Annotated in this window: 14 protein-coding genes; 4 read left to right on the top strand and 10 right to left on the bottom strand. The window is 65.7% G+C overall.

Annotation, left to right across the window (positions count from 1 at the left end; all coding sequences use genetic code 11):
* The first annotated feature begins 168 nt into the window (after window positions 1-168).
* Window positions 169-1,020 (top strand): EamA family transporter, encoded by an 852-nt coding sequence (locus ACX0GZ_RS06865; protein ID WP_458814713.1) that lies wholly within the window; start codon window positions 169-171, stop codon window positions 1,018-1,020.
* Window positions 1,021-1,047: 27 nt separating this feature from the next.
* Here the strand turns inward: ACX0GZ_RS06865 and ACX0GZ_RS06860 are convergent, their stop codons facing one another.
* The 4 genes from ACX0GZ_RS06860 to ACX0GZ_RS06845 are packed head-to-tail and all read right to left on the bottom strand — an operon-like array spanning window position 1,048 to window position 5,849.
* Window positions 1,048-2,256 carry an ABC transporter permease gene (locus ACX0GZ_RS06860; protein ID WP_458814711.1) on the bottom strand — a complete coding sequence of 403 codons (1,209 nt, stop codon included), beginning with the start codon at window positions 2,254-2,256 and terminating at the stop codon, window positions 1,048-1,050.
* Window positions 2,256-2,969, bottom strand: a complete 714-nt coding sequence (locus ACX0GZ_RS06855; RefSeq protein ID WP_458814709.1) for an ABC transporter ATP-binding protein — start codon at window positions 2,967-2,969, stop codon at window positions 2,256-2,258. Before ACX0GZ_RS06855 ends, ACX0GZ_RS06860 begins: the two co-directional genes overlap by 1 nt.
* Entirely contained in the window at window positions 2,959-4,374 is a 1,416-nt protein-coding gene (locus ACX0GZ_RS06850; RefSeq protein ID WP_458814707.1) for an efflux RND transporter periplasmic adaptor subunit, read from the bottom strand. Before ACX0GZ_RS06850 ends, ACX0GZ_RS06855 begins: the two co-directional genes overlap by 11 nt.
* Window positions 4,374-5,849, bottom strand: a complete 1,476-nt coding sequence (locus ACX0GZ_RS06845) for an efflux transporter outer membrane subunit (protein ID WP_458814705.1) — start codon at window positions 5,847-5,849, stop codon at window positions 4,374-4,376. Before ACX0GZ_RS06845 ends, ACX0GZ_RS06850 begins: the two co-directional genes overlap by 1 nt.
* A 156-nt stretch (window positions 5,850-6,005) precedes the next feature.
* Here ACX0GZ_RS06845 and acs point away from each other — a divergent pair, with 156 nt between their 5' ends.
* Window positions 6,006-7,961 (top strand): acetate--CoA ligase, encoded by a 1,956-nt coding sequence (gene acs / locus ACX0GZ_RS06840; protein ID WP_458814703.1) that lies wholly within the window; start codon window positions 6,006-6,008, stop codon window positions 7,959-7,961.
* Window positions 7,962-8,071: 110 nt separating this feature from the next.
* A complete protein-coding gene (locus tag ACX0GZ_RS06835; protein WP_458814701.1) occupies window positions 8,072-10,288 on the top strand; it encodes a TonB-dependent receptor in 2,217 nt (738 codons plus the stop codon).
* 90 nt (window positions 10,289-10,378) lie between these two features.
* On the opposite strand, the gene ACX0GZ_RS06830 is transcribed toward ACX0GZ_RS06835, so the two are convergent.
* Together ACX0GZ_RS06830 and ACX0GZ_RS06825 are read right to left on the bottom strand one after the other, a co-directional pair.
* Window positions 10,379-11,110: an esterase/lipase family protein gene (locus ACX0GZ_RS06830; protein WP_458814699.1), complete on the bottom strand. Its 732-nt coding sequence runs from the start codon at window positions 11,108-11,110 to the stop codon at window positions 10,379-10,381.
* Window positions 11,107-11,766 (bottom strand): TIGR02117 family protein, encoded by a 660-nt coding sequence (locus ACX0GZ_RS06825; RefSeq protein WP_458814697.1) that lies wholly within the window; start codon window positions 11,764-11,766, stop codon window positions 11,107-11,109. The genes ACX0GZ_RS06830 and ACX0GZ_RS06825 overlap by 4 nt, the downstream gene beginning before the upstream one ends.
* Before the next feature lie 85 nt (window positions 11,767-11,851).
* On the opposite strand from ACX0GZ_RS06825, the gene phhA reads away from it, so the two are divergent.
* The gene (gene phhA, locus ACX0GZ_RS06820; RefSeq protein ID WP_458814695.1) at window positions 11,852-12,730 is read left to right on the top strand and encodes a phenylalanine 4-monooxygenase; all 879 of its coding nucleotides are present in this window, start codon (window positions 11,852-11,854) and stop codon (window positions 12,728-12,730) included.
* Window positions 12,731-12,842: 112 nt separating this feature from the next.
* Here the strand turns inward: phhA and ACX0GZ_RS06815 are convergent, their stop codons facing one another.
* The 4 genes from ACX0GZ_RS06815 to ACX0GZ_RS06800 all read right to left on the bottom strand — a co-directional run bounded on the left by ACX0GZ_RS06815 (window position 12,843) and on the right by ACX0GZ_RS06800 (window position 17,408).
* On the bottom strand, window positions 12,843-13,817 hold the full coding sequence (locus ACX0GZ_RS06815) for a 50S ribosomal protein L11 methyltransferase (protein WP_458814693.1): 975 nt from the start codon (window positions 13,815-13,817) through the stop codon (window positions 12,843-12,845).
* Window positions 13,814-14,512: an SDR family NAD(P)-dependent oxidoreductase gene (locus ACX0GZ_RS06810; RefSeq protein ID WP_458814691.1), complete on the bottom strand. Its 699-nt coding sequence runs from the start codon at window positions 14,510-14,512 to the stop codon at window positions 13,814-13,816. The genes ACX0GZ_RS06815 and ACX0GZ_RS06810 overlap by 4 nt, the downstream gene beginning before the upstream one ends.
* 155 nt (window positions 14,513-14,667) lie before the next feature.
* Window positions 14,668-16,038, bottom strand: a complete 1,371-nt coding sequence (locus tag ACX0GZ_RS06805) for a methyl-accepting chemotaxis protein (protein WP_458814689.1) — start codon at window positions 16,036-16,038, stop codon at window positions 14,668-14,670.
* Between the two features lie 23 nt (window positions 16,039-16,061).
* Window positions 16,062-17,408: a methyl-accepting chemotaxis protein gene (locus ACX0GZ_RS06800; protein ID WP_458815254.1), complete on the bottom strand. Its 1,347-nt coding sequence runs from the start codon at window positions 17,406-17,408 to the stop codon at window positions 16,062-16,064.
* Window positions 17,409-17,456 lie beyond the last annotated feature (48 nt).

Genomic DNA, 17,456 nt, shown 5'->3' with positions numbered 1-17,456 from the left:
ATCAGCCCGCCGATCGCGGCGCGAGTCAGCGATATGGCCAAAATCCATCCTCCCGTCCAATGTCAGCCTGTGCCGCCCGCCTTAGGTTGCGAAAATGACTTCTCGGGGACAACGGAAACTTGCCGAAGCAGGTTGCTCCTTGCGCGTCGGCGGGGCACAGCACTGTCCATGACGCTTGCCATTGCGCTGGGCCTGTTTTCGGCAGTGACGCTGGCGTTCGCCAATCTGGCGGTGAAGATGGGGTCCGACATTCTGGTCGGGCGCGTCATTCTGTCGGGTAGCGCGGCGGTGATGATCCTGCCCGCGGCGTTCGTCGTGGCACCGCCCGATGCCGCGACCTGGGCGGCGCTCGTCATCGCGGTTCCGGCACATTTCTTTTACCAATTCTGTTTGATCCGGGCGATGCAGGCGGGCGATCTGTCGCTGGTGTTTCCGGTGATGCGCGGGCTCGCCCCGCTGCTGACGGCGATCGGCGCACTCATGTTGTTGAGTGAGGGGCTGAGCCCGTGGGGCTGGCTGGGGCTGTTGATCGCGACCGCGTCGGTGATCGTCTTCACCCTACCGCCCGATGGTGCGCGCTATGCAGCGCATCCGAGCGGACGGGCGTTGTTCTGGGCAGGCGGCACAGCAGTCGGCGTCGCGCTCTACAATGTCGCGGATGCACGCGGGGTGCGGATCGCGCCCGATCCGTTCACCTTCATCGTGTGGCTGTTTCTGGTCGACTGGATCTGCGTGACGATGCTCGCGGTCGCAACGCGGCGTCGCGCATTGGCGGCGGCGGTGCGGGACAAATGGCGTTACGGGGTCGCGGCGGGGGCGCTGTCGATCCTGTCGTTCGGATCGGCCCTCTATGCGATGAGCTTCGTCGAGGCGGCGAAGGTGTCGGCGCTGCGCGAGACGGCCGTGCTGTGGGCGGCGCTGATGGGCGCGCATGTGCTGAAGGAAGGACTGGGCGCGCGGCGGATCGCAGCGGCGGCGACGCTGGTGGCGGGGTTGGGGTTGCTTCAGTTCGCGGGGTGAGGCCAGCCCTTCCCGCAAACCGGAAGCTTATTCGTGCCGCAGCGCGTCGATGGGATTCAATGACGCCGCCCGTCGTGCCGGGAAGAATCCGAACACCACCCCGATCACTGCCGAGATCAGGAACGCGATGATGTTGATCTGAAGGTCGAAAATAAACGGCACCTGCATCAGCGGCGTCAGTACCGCGATGACGATCTGTGCCAGCAGCAGCCCGACCAGCCCGCCGAGCATCGACAGTACGATCGCCTCGACCAGGAACTGCATCAGCACTTCGCGCGCGACCGCGCCGATCGCCAGGCGGATACCGATTTCGCGCGTTCGCTCGGTCACCGACACCAGCATGATGTTCATGATGCCGATCCCGCCGACGACCAGACTGATCCCCGCGACGGCGGTGACGATGCTGGTGAGCAGAGTCGTGACCCCGGTCAGCGTCTGGGTGATCTGAGCGGTGTCGAAGATGTTGAAATTATCCTCTGCCCCCGCCTGGATGCGGCGGCGTTCGCGCAGCAGATCGGTCAGCGAGGACTGGACGACCGCCGGGTCATAAGCCGAATCGAACCCGACCAGCATCAGGCGAATGTCGCGATTGCCCGTCAGGCGGCGCTGGACGGTGTTGATCGGCATGATGACGGTATCGTCCTGATCGCCGCCGAACCCCGCCTGTCCGCGCGTCGCCAGCGTGCCGATCACGTCGCACGATATGTCGTTCAGCCGGATGCGTTGCCCCACCGCGTCGCCGCCTCGAAACAGGTTCTGCTGGACGGTATTGCCGATGATGCACACGGCGCGCCCGGCCGCTTCCTCGGCGGGCGTGAAAGTGCGGCCCGAGGTCAGCTCCCAGGGCTGAACCTCGAAAAAGGCGTTGGTGGTGCCGTTGATCGTGGTCGACCAGTTCGCGCCGTTATAGATGGCTGTGGCGGTCGATTGTGCCTGAGGGGCCACGGCGGTCACGCCCGCGACTTGATCGCGGATCGCCTGTACGTCGTTCACGTCGAAATCGGGCGGACGTGGCCCGCCACCGCCACGCCCGAAGCCCTGGCCGGGGCGGACTTGCAGGATGTTGGTGCCGAGCGACGCGACCTGATCGGTGGCGGCCTGCGTCGTCGCCTTGCCGAGCGTCACCATCGAGACGACCGCGGCAACGCCGATGACGATCCCCAGGATCGTCAGGAACGACCGCAGCATGTGCCTCCGGATCGACCGGATGGCGAGAAGAAAGGTGGTGCCGAGCATCAGGCGGGTTCCGGCACGTTCTGTTTGGTCTCGATCCGCTCGACCAGCCCGTCCTTGAAATGGACGAGCGTGTGAGCGAAGGCGGCCATGTCGGGTTCGTGGGTGACCATCAGCACGGTGATGTTGCTGTCGCGGTTGAGGCCCGACAACAGCTCCATGATCTCGACCGATCGTTCGCTGTCGAGATTGCCCGTGGGTTCGTCGGCGAGCAGGACGGCGGGGCTGGTGACGATCGCGCGGGCGATGGCGACGCGCTGTTGCTGGCCGCCCGACAATTCGGCCGGCGTATGATCCCACCAGTCGGCCAGCCCGACCTTGTCGAGCGCGGCCATGCCGAGTTCGTGGCGCGTTTTCTTGTCCTCGCCACGGTACACCAGCGGCAGTTCGACATTTTCTAGCGCGGTGGTGCGGCTGAGCAGGTTGAACCCCTGAAACACGAAGCCGAGATATTTGCGGCGGAGCAAGGCCCGCTGATCGCGGTCGAGATGCCCGACCTCGACGCCTTTGAACAGGAAGCTGCCGTTCGTCGGCACGTCGAGGCAACCGAGCATGTTCATCGTCGTCGACTTGCCCGACCCCGACGGACCCATCACCGCGACGAAATCGCCCTCGGCAATGTCGAGATCGACGCCTTTCAGCGCCTGAAACGCGGTCGCGCCTTCGCCGTACGTCTTGGTGACGCCGCGCAGACGGATGATCGGGTCAGCCGCCACGCTTGCCGCCCCCGCCACCCTGACGGCCGCCGCTGCCCGCCTTGGTGTTGCCGCCGTCGCCGGTGAATTGACCGGTAATGATCTTGGCACCGGGGCGCAGGTTTCCGCCGGTCACCTCGGTGACAAGGCCGTTGGTCTCTCCGGTCGTGATCTGCACCGGCTCGGGCTGACCCTCGGCGCCGAGGATGTAGACGGTCTGCTGCGCGCCGCGACCGACCGTAGCGGTGCGTTCGGGGCGGTTGCGACCGCCACGCTTTCCGCGCGGAATCAGCGCTCCTGCCATGCCACCGCCGCCCGTTGCAGCCTGTTCGCTCGCCGATTGAGGCGTGAAACGCAGCGCGGCATTGGGAATGAGCAGCACGCCGCGCTTTTCGATCGTCACGATTTCCGCCGTCGCGGTCATGCCAGGGCGCAATTGCTGGTCGGCATTGGCGACCGACAATTGCGCGGCATAAGAGACGACCTGCCCGGCGGTGCCGGTCGTGGCAGTGCCGGTGGACGACGAACTCGCCGCCTGTGCCGACAGGTTCGACCCCACATCGACGCGGGTGATCTGCGCCGGGAAGGTCTGGCCCGGAAACGCGTCGACGGTAAAGGTCGCGCGCTGGCCATCGGCGACCTGGCCGACATCGGCCTCGTCGATCGCGACCTCCAGCTGCATCTGTGACAGGTCCTGCGCGATCACGAACAGGGTCGGCGTGTTGAACGACGCGGCGACCGTCTGGCCGGCGTCGATCTGACGCGCCAGCACCACGCCGTTGACCGGCGAGCGGATCACGGCGCGCGACCGCTGGGTCTGGTTCGAATTGAGCGACGCCTGTGCGGCGACGACATTGGCTTGCGATACGCGCAGCGCGGCCTGCGCGCGGGCGACGGCGGCGCGGGCGGCCTCCAGCTCGGTTTCGGCGGGAACGCGACCGCCCGAAAGGCGGCTGACTTCCTCGAACCGGGCAAGCTGCGCGCGCGCTTCGCCGAGCGTCGCCTGGGCCTGGGCGACCTGTGCCTGATTGGCGTTGACCTGCGCCTGTCCCTGGCGAATCTGGTCGTCGAGCTGCGACGGGTCGATCAGCGCCAGCGCCTGCCCCGCCGTCACCCGGTCGTTTACATCGACCAGCACCTGCGTGACGAGGCCCGACAGTTCGGAGCCGACCTGCACCTGTTCGGTGGGGGCGAGCTTGCCCGTCGCCGACACGGTCACGGTCAGATTGCCGTTGGTCACATCCTCGGTCGCGTAACCGGTCTGCGGCTCCGCGCCGAACAGCCGCATCGCCAGCAGGATGAGCAGCACCACGCCCACCGCGATCAGCGGCCATTTGACCCAGGGTTTCCGGATCGTCCGCTGCCAGCGCGGGCGTTCGTTCGCGCCCAGAAATTCGTCGATATTGGGCTGGGTTGCGTCGGCCATTAGTTCGAACCTTCTGCGAGCACGGCGACGGGCGCCGGATCGGTGATCTGTGTTTCGTCCCAGCCGCCGCCCAGGGCGGTGTAGAGCTGGATCAGCGCGGTCGCCTGATCGGCGCGCGCCTGGGTCACGCCGTTGCGCGCGGACAAGAGCGACGATTCGACCTGCAACAACGTGGTGAAATCGGTCAGCCCCGACTGATATTGCAGGCGGGAGAGGAGCGCCGAATTGGTTGCCGCATCAAGCGCGATGGCGAACTCTCGCTCGCGGCGCTGGGCGGCATCGAGCGCAACGACGGCATTCTCGACATCCTCGAGTGCGGTTAGCGCGGTCTGGCGGTAATTGGCGAGCGATGCATCGGCGGCGGCCTGTTGCGATCGCACCTGGCTGCGCGTGCGTCCGGCGTCGAAGATCAACTGGCCAATATTCGAAAAGATCCGTCCCGTAATGATGTCGCCGATCGCGGACAGGGCGTTGGCGCTGGTATCGATCGATCCGCCGAGCGACAGTTGCGGATAGAGTTGCGCCTCCGCCACGCCGATCTGCGCCACCGATGCCGCCAGATTGCGTTCGGCGGACCGCACGTCGGGACGCTGACGAAGCGTGTCGGCGGGGATGCCGACGCCGACATTCGCCGGGCCGGTCGGGATCGGACGGACCGTCGCAAGCTGAGTGCGCAGCGCACCGGGCGCGCGACCGGTCAGCACGCCAAGCCGCGCGACCGCGCTGGCATAGGCCGATTCGATACTGGGGATGGAAGCCGCGGTCTGCGCGCGCTGGACGCGCGCCTGTTCGACATCGATCGACGAGACGAGGCCCGCCTGAACGCGGAAACCCGCGATTTCCAGATTGTCGTCCTGAATGGCGAGCGTCGCGCGGGCATTGTCGAGCTGCGCCTGGTTGGCGCGCGCCAAGATGTAGTTGCGCGCAATTTCGCCCTGGATCGCGACCAGGATCGCGGCATAGTCGTAGCCTGCGGCCTCGAGCGCGGCACGCGACGCCTCCACCCCGCGACGGTTGCCGCCAAACAGATCGGCTTGCCAGCTGGCATCGGCGCCCAGCGAGAAGCTGTCGCTCGATCCGGCGCCGGTCGAAATGATCGTCCCGTCGGGCAGGGTCGTGGTGCTGGTGCCGCCGGCGATCGGTTCGCGCCGCGAATAGCCGCCCGATCCCGATACGCTGGGGAGCAGGTTGGCGCGGCTCTGGACCAGCCCCTCGCGCGCCTGGCGCAGCCGGGCGATTGCCTGTGCGACGTCGAGATTGGTGGTGCGCGCCTCGCCCACCAGTTGCTGGAGCAGCGGGTCGTCGAACCGCGTCCACCACTGGGTCAGGTCCTCTCGCGCCGCCACGTCGCCGACCGACCAAGCGGCGGGCACGCCCAGCGCCTCGCTGGTCGCGGGCCGGTAATCGGGACCGACGGTGCACGCCGACAGCGCAGTCGCGGCGCCAAGCAGCGCAAAGGAGAGGACGCGATTCATAGCGCTTTGGATGGCGGGTCGTTCGTTACGCGTCCACGTTTTTCTTGTCGCAATTTGTAACCCTGTTATTTGAAACGGCCTGATTTCGCGGCTTCGAAGGTTGCGCGGCGTAGATTCGACCGCCATCACGGGCGCGGAAATCAGGAGTGACCCGGTATGAGCGATCCCGCAACCTACCCCGTGCCCGAAGAATGGCAGTCAAAGGCGCGGATTGATGCGGGGAAATACGAACAACTCTATGGCCGCAGTCTCGCCGATCCGGGCAGCTTCTGGCTCGAACAGGCCAGGCGGCTCGACTGGATCAAGCGGCCGGAAATCGCGGGCGACTGGTCGTTCGACGAGGATGATTTCCACATTTCGTGGTTCGCCGACGGCAAGCTCAATGTCGCGGCGAACTGCATCGACCGGCATCTGAAGACGCGCGGCGACCAGATCGCGATCATCTGGGAACCCGACGAGCCATCGGAAGAACCGCGCCGCTTCACCTATCGCGAATTGCACGCAGAGGTCTGCCGCTTCGCCAATGTGCTCAAGAGCCAGGGCGTCGATAAGGGCGACCGCGTGACGATCTACATGCCGATGATCCCGGAGGCGGCATTCGCGGTGCTCGCCTGTGCGCGGATCGGCGCGATCCATTCGGTGGTGTTCGGCGGATTCTCGCCCGAAGCATTGGCGGGAAGGATCACCGATTGCGACAGCCAGTTGCTGGTCACCGCCGACGAAGGACGACGCGGCGGCAAGCGCATCGCACTCAAAGCCAATGTCGATGAAGCCGCGAAGCGCGCGCCCGCGCTCGAAAAAGTCATCGTCGTGCGCGCGACCGGCGGTGCGGTCGATATGACCGAAGGCCGCGACCTATGGTATCACGAGGCCGCCGCCGATGCGCCCGCCGATTGCCCGGCAGAAGCGATGGGCGCGGAAGACCCGCTGTTCATCCTCTATACCTCGGGGTCGACCGGCAAGCCCAAAGGCGTGTTGCACACATCGGGTGGATACCTGCTCTGGGCGGCCTGCACGCACGAATGGTGCTTCGACTATCGGCCCGGTCCAAGTTCCGCCGACGTGTGGTGGTGCGCAGCGGACATCGGCTGGGTGACCGGCCACACCTACATTCTCTACGGCCCGCTGGCGAATGGCGGCACGACGTTGATGTACGAAGGGCTGCCCAACTGGCCCGACGCCAGCCGCATCTGGCAAGTGGTGGACCGGCACCGGATCCACACGGTCTTCACCGCGCCCACGGCGCTCCGCGCGCTGATGAAGGACGGCGATGCGCCGGTTCAGGCGACCAATCGCGCCTCGCTCAAACTGCTGGGCACGGTCGGCGAACCGATCAACCCGGAGGCGTGGCGCTGGTATCACGAGGTCGTCGGCGAGGGGCGCTGCCCGATCATCGACACCTGGTGGCAGACCGAAACCGGCGGCGCGATGATCGCGCCGATGCCGGGCGCGACCCCGCTTAAGCCCGGCAGCGCGACGCTGCCGATGCCCGGCGTCGATCCGCAACTGGTCGATGCCGACGGACAGGTGCTGCATGGTGCCACCGACGGCAATCTGGTGATCGCGCGCAGCTGGCCGGGGCAGATGCGAACCGTGTGGGCCGACCATGACCGGTTCTTCCAGACCTATTTCACCACCTATAAGGGCAAATATTTCACCGGTGACGGATGCCGCCGCGACGAGGACGGCTATTACTGGATCACCGGGCGGGTGGACGATGTCATCAACGTGTCGGGGCATCGAATGGGCACGGCGGAGGTCGAATCGGCCTTGGTTTCGCATCCCAAGGTGGCCGAGGCCGCGGTCGTCGGCATGCCCCACGATGTAAAGGGGCAGGGCATTTATGCCTATGTCACGCTCAACGCGCGGGTCGAGCCGAGCGAGGCGCTGCGGGATGAATTGCGGCAATGGGTCCGGAAGGACATCGGCCCGATCGCAACACCCGACGCGCTGCAATTCGCCCCCGGCCTGCCCAAGACGCGCAGCGGCAAGATCATGCGGCGAATCCTGCGCAAGATCGCCGAAGGCGATGTGTCGTCGCTGGGCGACACCTCGACGCTGGCCGATCCGGCGGTGGTGGACGATCTGGTCGCGAACCGGGTCGAGGACTAAAGCCTACCGAGAGGTTGCCAAAATCCGACACCCCCACCCTTGCATATCCGGCGTGTAACTATATAACGTCCCGTGAACGGCTCAGGCCGACATTTTCCAGGGATTGGTTCATGCGTTTTACGTCTTCGTCACGTTTTGTTGCCCGCCGCGCGCTTCTCTTGTCCGGTGCCGTCACCATTGCAGCCGCGCAGCCTGCGCTAGCCCAGACGGCGACACCGACCCCCGCACCCGCGCCGACCCATCAGGCGGATCATTATCACGACCTGCCTGAAGACATCATCGTCACCGCGGCGCCATTCCAGCGCAACGAACTCGACGTGCTGGGCGGGACGTCGGTGGTGCAGGGCATCGAACTCGACCGCCAGATGCGCCCCTCCATCGGCGATACGCTCGCCTCGCAGCCCGGCGTTTCGGCGACCAGCTTCGGCCCCGGCGCATCGCGCCCGGTGCTGCGCGGGTTTCAGGGCGACCGGATCCGCGTCCTGAGCGACGGGATCGGTTCGATCGACGCCTCGTCCAGCTCGGTCGATCACGCGGTCGTCATCAATCCGCTGACGGCCAACCGCATCGAGGTGCTGCGCGGCCCCTCGGCGCTTCTCTATGGTTCGTCGGCGATCGGCGGCGTCGTCAACGTGCTCGACGATCGTATCCCGCGCACCATTCCCGACGAGCCGATCCATCTCGACGTGATGGGCACTTACGGCACGGCGGCGAAGGAGCGGTCGTTCGCAGGCGTGCTCGATGTGCCGCTCGGCAGCATGTTCGTCGCGCATGTCGATGGCAGCTATACGCGCGCCGACGATCTGCGCACCGGCGGCTTCATCAATTCCCGCTCGATCCGCGAACACGCGCTGCACCACGCCGAAGAGGATGGCGACCTGGAATTGGCCGAGGAAGCCAATGCGCGCGGTCGCATCGACAACACGTCGCTGGAAACCTGGGAAGTCGCGGGCGGCCTGTCGCTGGTCACCGATCGCGGGCATCTGGGCTTCTCGGTGAGCCGCTATGAGAGCAATTACGGCGTCCCCAACCGGTTCGACCCGCACGGCCACGGGCATGGCCACGGCGATCATGACGATCACGACGACCACGATCATGACCATGACGACGATCATGGCCACGAGGGGCACAGCCACGAGGACGTCCGCCTGGCGGTGAAGCAGACGCGCTTCGATATCCGCGGCGAGGTGGAAACCAATGGCGGCTTCCTCGACCGCATCCGCTTGCGGCTGGGCGCGGCGGATTACCGCCACGACGAACTCGAGGATGATGGCGAGGTCGGCACCAGCTTCTTCAACCAGGGCTATGAAGGTCGCCTGGAACTGGTTCAGGCCGACCGCGACGGCTGGCGCGGCGCGATCGGCGGCCAGTTCATGATCCGCGATTTCGAGATCATCGGCGAAGAAAAATACATGCCGAAATCGACCACTGAACAGATGGGGCTGTTTACGCTCCAGTCGGTCGATCTGGGCGCGTTCCGCGCCGAAGCGGGCGCGCGCTACGAACATAGCCGCCTTTCGGCCAATGCAGACGACGATATCGGCAATCCGGCGTTCGACCGCACCTTCAATGCCTTTTCCGGCTCGGTCGGCGGCAGCATCGGGCTGGGCGACGGCGCGCGCGCGGGCCTGAACCTGTCGCGCACCGAGCGGGCGCCGTCGGCGGAGGAACTCTTCTCGGGCGGGCCGCATGCCGCGACCCAGGCGTTCGAAATCGGCGATCCGACGCTGTCCAAGGAGGCCAGCTGGGGCATCGAGGGCACGTTCCGCGTCGTGCGCCCCGGCTTTCGCATCGCCGCATCGGCCTATTACAACTGGTTCGACAATTACATCTATCAGTTCCAGACCGGCGAAGAGGAAGACGAATTGCCGATCTTCCAATATGCGCAGTCGGACGCGCGCGTTCGCGGGTTCGAGGTCGAGGCGTCGGCGACGCTCGCGCGGCTGGGCAATACCGCGATCAACATCGATGGACTGGTCGATTATGTCCGCGTCGATGTCGACGATTTTGGCCCCGCACCGCGCATCCCGCCGCTGCGCCTGCTGGGCGGGATTGAGGCGCAGGCCGACAGGTTCAACGCGCGGGTCGAGGCCGAGCATGTGTTCGAACAGAACCGCGTGACCGGCGTCGAACTGCCGACCGACAGCTATACGATGGTCAACGCATCGGTGGCGTTCAGCCCGTTCGGCCGCGACAATGCGACGCGACTGATCGTCAGCGCCAACAACATCTTCGATGTCGAGGCGCGCCGCCACGCCAGCCAGATCAAGGACTTCGCGCCGCTCGCCGGTCGCGACATCCGCGCGACGCTGCGCTTACAGCTGTAAGGCAATCTGTGCTCAGCCTGTCGAAGCGCTGTCCCCTCGAAGATACGGACAGCGCCTCGACAGGCTCCGCGCGAAGAGTAACCCTAAAGCTCAGTCCTGCCCCTCGGTCGCGAGTGCTTCCGCCACGATGCGCAGCACGTCGGGGTTGAGTTGCGCGCCGACATGGCTGGTGTCGATCGGGATCGCGCGGCAGCCAGCCTCGCCTTCGCAATGGCAATTCCAGCCATTGACCAAGCCGTCGGTGGGCGACCAGATTGCGGTCGCGGGGCAAGGCAGCGGACGCGCGACCTCTTCCGCCATCGCGATGACTGCGGGGTCGCTGATCTTTTGCCCGGTATACCATTCGAAGCTGCGCCAGACATTGGTCGCGGTGGCTGGCCCGGCATAGGGTGACACGATCGTCACCACCGAGCGCACCAGATCGGGGCGACGATGCGCCATCAACCGCGCCATGATGCCGCCCAGGCTGATGCCGATCAGGGTGATCGGTCCGCCGGTTTCCGCCGCGACCTGTTCGATCCGCTCGACCAGCCGCTCGCCCTCCATACCGATCGCGCGGGTGCCGCAATTGCGGCCCAACTCCCAGCGATAGGAGCGATAGCCCAGCGTATCGAGATAGCGTCTGAGCGCGACGTTCGACAGGTCACCGTTGAACATGCCCGGAAGCACCAGCACCCCACGCCCGTCGCCCTTGGGCGCATCGGCCAGCTTCCGGCCCGACAGCGCCAGCCGTCCCACACCCCAGGCGGCACGCGGCCACTCGCCCCACATGCGGGCGCGCGGCGGCGCGGTATCGCGCGGAATGGGAACAAACGCTGTCATAGCCATGTCATCACCGTAACCGAAAAGGGTGTCCAAACTCCCAACCGGACCCCGGCTGTGCGTAACGCGCGACCGGTCCATGTGTTGCAGGTGTTGAACGCGGTGTAGCGGCCCTTGGCTGTATAGAAGCTGTCATGGCTGGCGTATCCTGGTTGCGCGTTCGCGACGCCCGATGAACCGACATCGAAACTTGCCCGGATGAAAGTGACGAGCCGGGCATATTCCTGGGGCCGTAAAAGCACGCGGCGGACGTGATGTGCCGGGCGCGGCTCGGCTATGCGTTCGACATACATCACCGTATCGTCGCTGCCGATCGCGGCGTTCACCACCGTCATCGGCCGCAAATCGCGCCAACGCGGCGTATTCACATAGAAATCGCGGTCGCCCCAGCCGAACGCTACATGGCTGTGGCGACCATAAGCCGGATCGCGCGCGTCATAGGGGGAGATCAGGTCGCGCCAGTCCGCACCCGCCACATCGCTCGGTCCGACCAGTGGCAGGACGATACCGGTGTGGATGCCGTTATCCTCGACCCAGACCGGAATGCCGCTTTCCGCCTCAACCCAGTCGCGATTGGCGGGAATGGCGCCGCCGATCAGGCCCGCGACCATATAGGCGACCCAGACCGCACCGACGATGCCGACCGCACGCGCCAACGCCGTGCGCCATTTCGGGGCAATCGATCTCTGCAATCGGGCGCGCTCATTTCTCGTCATGCGAAGTTCATGCTAGGTCAATCGCATGGCAAGTGAAACGCACGTATTGGACCGCCCGCCGGAGGGCGCGAACGCCGACTGGACGATCCCGCAAGGCTGGGAACATTATACGCAAGACGAACATGCGGTGTGGGATCTGCTGTTCGAACGTCAGGCAAAGCTGCTGCCCGGCCGCGCGTCGGAGGCGTTTCTGCGCGGGTTGGACGTGCTCAAACTCTCCAAACCCGGCATTCCCGATTTCGAGGAATTGTCCGAGCGGCTGATGAAGCTGACCGGGTGGCAGGTCGTGGCGGTGCCGGGCCTGGTCCCCGACGACGTGTTCTTCGACCATATGGCCAATCGCCGCTTCGTCGCGGGCAATTTCATCCGCCGCCGCGACCAGCTCGATTATTTGCAGGAACCAGACGTGTTCCACGATGTGTTCGGCCATGTGCCGATGCTCGCCGACCCGCGCTTCGCCGATTATCTCGAGGCTTATGGGCGCGGCGGGTTGCGCGCGATGGAATTCGGCGCGCTCAAACAACTCGCACGGCTGTATTGGTACACGGTCGAATTCGGGCTGATTGCGGAGCCGGAGGGGCTGCGCATCTATGGCTCGGGGATCGTGTCGAGTTCGGCGGAAAGCGTATTCTCGCTCGAAGACCCGAGCCCCAATCGCATTGCCTTCGACCTGAAGCGGGTGATGCGCACCGATTACCGGATCGACGATTTCCAGCAGAATTATTTCGTCATCCCCAGCTTCGACGAATTGCTGCGCGTGACGGTGGAGACGGATTTCGCGCCGCTTTACGGGGAGATACTGGGGCAGCCGGACATTCTGGTGGCGGAAATCGTCGAGGGGGATGTGCTCATCACCCGCGGCACCCAGGATTATGCGCGGGCCAAGGGGTGGCGGCCCGCCTAGTGCCGTCATTCCCGCGAAGGTGGGAATCCATAGACGCTAACAGCGCGCTTCTTTCCCAGCCATCCGACATATGGATTCCCGCCTTCGCGGGAATGACGATGAGGGGTGCGTCTTACCAGCTTCCGAAGCCCGGCGCCTCGCCCTTGCCACCGCGCCGCCGCACTCGATCGGGCGCGTAACGCGAGCGCTTGATGAAGCGTAAGGACGGCCAGTGGCCGTTGTCCACGCGCCCCGCCAGCCGGAACCCGTGTGCGCGATAGGCTCGCGCCACATCGCCCGCCTGGCTGTCGAGCAACCCTGCGGCCACCAGCGACCCGCCCTCGACCACTGCCGCGCCGATACCGGGCGCCAGTTCGATCAACGGCCCGGCCAGGATATTCGCGATCACCAGATCATAGGGCGCACCCGACGCGATCGCCGGATGGTCGACCCCCGACGCCGCCACCAGCGTCAGCCGTCCGGGGCCGCGCCCCAGCTTCACGCCATTGATCGCGGCATTTTCGCGCGACACATCGACCGCGACGGGGTCGATATCGCTCGCCACGGCGCGCGCCTGCGGCCACAGATGAAGCGCGGCGAAGGCAAGCAGCCCGGTGCCGGTCCCGACATCCAGCACATCGCCGAACCGTTCTCCCCGCCGACGCATGGCGTCGAGCGTCTGGAGACACCCCGCCGTCGTCTCGTGCGTGCCGGTGCCGAAGGCGCGACCCGCATCAATGCGAAACGATTTCGCGCCTGCGGGAACATCGCCGCGATTGGTGTCGGTATGGACATAGAAACGCCCGGCATGGACCGGCTCGATCCCCGCCTGGCTCAGCGTCACCCAGTCCTGCTCGGCGATCCGCTCGACCATGGGCTTCGCGTCGCGCGCGGAGGGGACCAGCGCGCGCACCGCCTCGATTGTCCCCTTGCCCGGCTTCGTCTCGAAATAGGCGTCGAGCCGCCAGTCGTCAGGATCGTCCTCGGTTTCCTCGCGCGTCATCAGCACCGGTGTCGGCTCGATCGCCGCCAGCCGAACGTCATCGAAATCAAGCGCCTCGGCCTCCGCGCGCGTGCACGGCAAGGTCAGTTTCCAGCTGTCGCTCACCGGACATAGCTCGCGCCGTTGGCGTCGAGCACGGCTCCCGTCATCGACGCGGGCGCCTCCAGCGCGCAGAATTTCGACATCGTCGCGATTTCCTCAGGCATCGCGACGCGGCCCAGGGGAATATCGGCGAGCAATTTGTCGCCGCCGCGGCTCTCCAGATAATCCTCGGCCATGCCGGTCATCGTAAAGCCTGGGCAGATGGCAAAGGCCAATATGCCATCCTTGGCATAAGCCCGCGCGATCGTCTTGGTCATAGCGACCATGCCCGCCTTCGACGCGGCATAATGCCAATGCGCAGGGCTGTCGCCGCGATAGGCGGCGCGGCTGGCGATGTTGACGATCCGGCCGCCGACCGCGCGATCCTGCCAGTGCTTCACTGCGAGCCGACAGAGTTCGGCACTGGCGGTCAGGTTGATCCGCATCGTCCGCTCCCATGCGGCGAGCCACGCGTCGTCGTCGAGGTCGATCGGCGCGGCGTCGAACACGCCGGCATTGTTGACCAGCACGTCGATCTTGCCACCAAGCGCATCGAGCGCCTGCGCCCACAAATCACGCGCGCTGCCGGGTTTGGAAAAATCGCAGGCAATGCCGCTGGCAGTGCCGTGTCCGACGATGCGATTGTCGGGCGTATCGAGCGCGGTGGCGATGGCGGCACCGATCCCGCGCGACGATCCAGTGATGAGGATATTGGTCATGCGCCCGCCTTTAGCGCGGGGTGGTGGGTGTGGTCGAGGATGGTTTACGGCCTAACCCCACCGCTCGTTTCGAGCGAAGTCGAGAAACGCTTGACCGGCACTTGATCCACGTTTCTCGACTTCGCTCGAAACGAACGGGTGGTGGGCGTGGTACCCTAAGCCGCCACGCTGTCCGAAAACCCGTCCGCCGCGCTTTTCAACCGCGCAAGCTGCTCGTCGATCTCGGTCGATCCGTGCTCGAGCAGGTCGAGCTGCCCGACCATCCCTTGCGTATCCTCGCAGATCGACGCGACCGTCGCCGCCGACGAATCGGCCGCGAGTGCGGTTTCGTCGACGCTGGCGGTAATCGCGGTCACGGTCTGCGCCTGGATTTCCATCGTCCGGCGAATGCGTTCGGCAGAGGTCTGGACGTCGCCCACCGTGTCGCGGATCGATGCGTTGGTGGCGACGGTCGCGCGAGTCGCCGCCTGTATCGACGCGATCTGCGCGGCGATGTCGTCGGTGGCGCGGGCAGTCTGGTTGGCGAGGCTCTTTACCTCCTGCGCGACCACCGCGAACCCGCGTCCGGCATCGCCCGCGCGCGCCGCCTCGATCGTCGCGTTCAAGGCGAGCAAGTTGGTCTGGCCCGCAATGTCGCGGATCAGCCCCAGGATCGATTCGATCGATTTCGCGTGATCGGAAAGCGTCTCCGACATGCCGACCGCCTCGCCCGCCTGCCCCGATGCGCGGGTCGCGATTTCGGCGGCGACCTCGACTTCCTCGCGGGCATCCTCGATCGCGCGGATCAGCCCGGCGGCGGTCTGCGCGGCTTCGCGCATCGCGACCGCCGACTGTTCGGCGGCAGCGGCGACTTCGCTCGCCTTGCCCAGCATCCCGCGTGCGGCGTGCGAGGTGCGCCCGGCTTGAGCCCGGATCGAATTGCCCAGTTGCGACGTGCCGTCGATGGTTGCAGCAATTTCTTCGCGGAACCGTGCGGCATTGTCCTGCCGCGAGGCGACAGCCTTTGCCGCATCGCGCGCGCCCATCGCCGCCGCCATGACGTCCGCCTCGATCAATGCCAGTCGCTGGACGGTATCGCCCAGCCGCCGGGTTCGAAGGCAATCGTCGCCAAGCCGCTCTCCGATCATCTTGAGCGTTTCGCTATGGGCATAGGCCAGCGACGACAGCAGCACGCGCAACGGCACCGATGCGCGATAGCTGTCGTGCGCATGCTGCACGGCCATGTCCATCCAGCCATCGCCGCCCGGATCGCGGTATTTGGTGCGGATATAGTCGGTGCTTTTCGCGATCTGCGCTTCCAGCCGCTCGCCGGTGAACCATTCGCGCTGTTTCGCGACGGCAGGCAGCGCCAGATAATGATCCCAGAACCGCCGGGCGATGATTTCGCATCGCCCGTCGATCAGTTCGACGATTTCGACGCAATTCGCCGCGATCGTGCCGTCCCAGTCATAGTCGCGAAGCCGTTCGGCCATCGAACGGTCGTCGCTGCCCCACTGGCCGAGCGCTGCGTTGCGCTTCTGTGCCATGTGCCCCTCCTCCAGAATGTCGTTCAGGCGGCAACCTTGGCCGCAAAATCCCCTGCACTCGCCTTCAGCGCCACCAGTTCGCCGTCGAGCGCGGCAAAGCCCGATCCGACCCGGTCCATTTCCGCCGCGACGCTTTCAGTGTCCTCGCGGATCGCCGCGATCGTCGCCGACATCGAATCGGCGGCGAGTGCGGTTTCATCGACGCTGGCGGTGATCGCGGTCACCGTCTGTGCCTGAACCTCCATCGCGTGGCGGATGCGGTTGGCCGATTCCTGGACCTCGGCGACGGTATCGCGGATCGACGCATTGGTCTCTACCGTCGCGCGCGTGGCCGACTGGATCGCGGCGATCTTGGCAGCAATGTCGTCGGTGGCGCGCGCGGTCTGGTTGGCGAGGCTCTTTACCTCCTGCGCCACGACGGCAAATCCGCGTCCGGCATCGCCCGCGCTTGCCGCTTCGATCGTGGCGTTGAGCGCGAGCAGGTTGGTCTGGCCCGCAATGTCGCGGATCAGCCCCAGGATCGATTCGATCGACTTGGCATGGTCGCTCAGCATTTCGGACATGCCGACCGCATCGCCCGCCTGCCCCGATGCACGGGTGGCGATTTCGGCGGCGGCTTCGACTTCGCTGCGCGCATCCTCGATCGCGCGAATCAGACCGGCGGCGGTCTGTGCGGCTTCGCGCATCGCGACTGCCGACTGTTCGGCGGCGGCGGCGACTTCGCTCGCCTTGCCGAGCATGCCGCGGGCGGAATGCGAGGTCTGGCTGGCATGAACGCGCAGTGTCTCGCCTTCCTGCGAGGCATGTTCGACGCTGGCGCCGATATTCTCGCGGAAATCGCCCGCCAGCCGGTCGCGTTCGACCCGCGCGCTATGCTCGCGATAGCTGTTGTAGATCGCGACCGTGATGTCGCTTTCGAGCGCCGACAGTCGCATCAACGTGTCGATTTTTGCCGCCAGCGTCGGATCGTCGCGGTCCACCGCGCGCATCAGCACGTCGAGCGCGGCGCGATCGGATGCGTTGATCATCGACAGAAGCGCCATCGGCGGCACGTCATCGGCATAGGCGGCGGCGACCGAGCGCTCGATCGATTCGACCCAGCCGCGCCCCGACGTGTCGGTGAAGCGCAACCGCAGGAAATCGATGCCCAGATCGATCATCTTTTCGGTTTCGTGCGGGGCCCAGTCCTTGGCGTCGCTCCGATCACTGGCGAAACAGCGCAGCCATTGCTGCCAATAGGCAGCGGAAATCGCCCGCGCCTCTGGTTCGAGCAGCGTCCAGACCGCCCGCGAATCCGCGATCAGCCGCCCGTCGAAATCGAAAATCTTCAACCGGTTGGACAGATCGACATCGCGCGCGATCCGGCCGATTTCGGGAAGATCCTTTGCAGCCTTGTTGTTGTTCACGCTGGTTGCGCC

This window comes from Sphingomonas aestuarii (assembly GCF_054457155.1).
The sequence above is the reverse complement of the archived record's forward strand: the minus strand, read 5'-3'. Positions and strand labels throughout refer to the sequence as shown.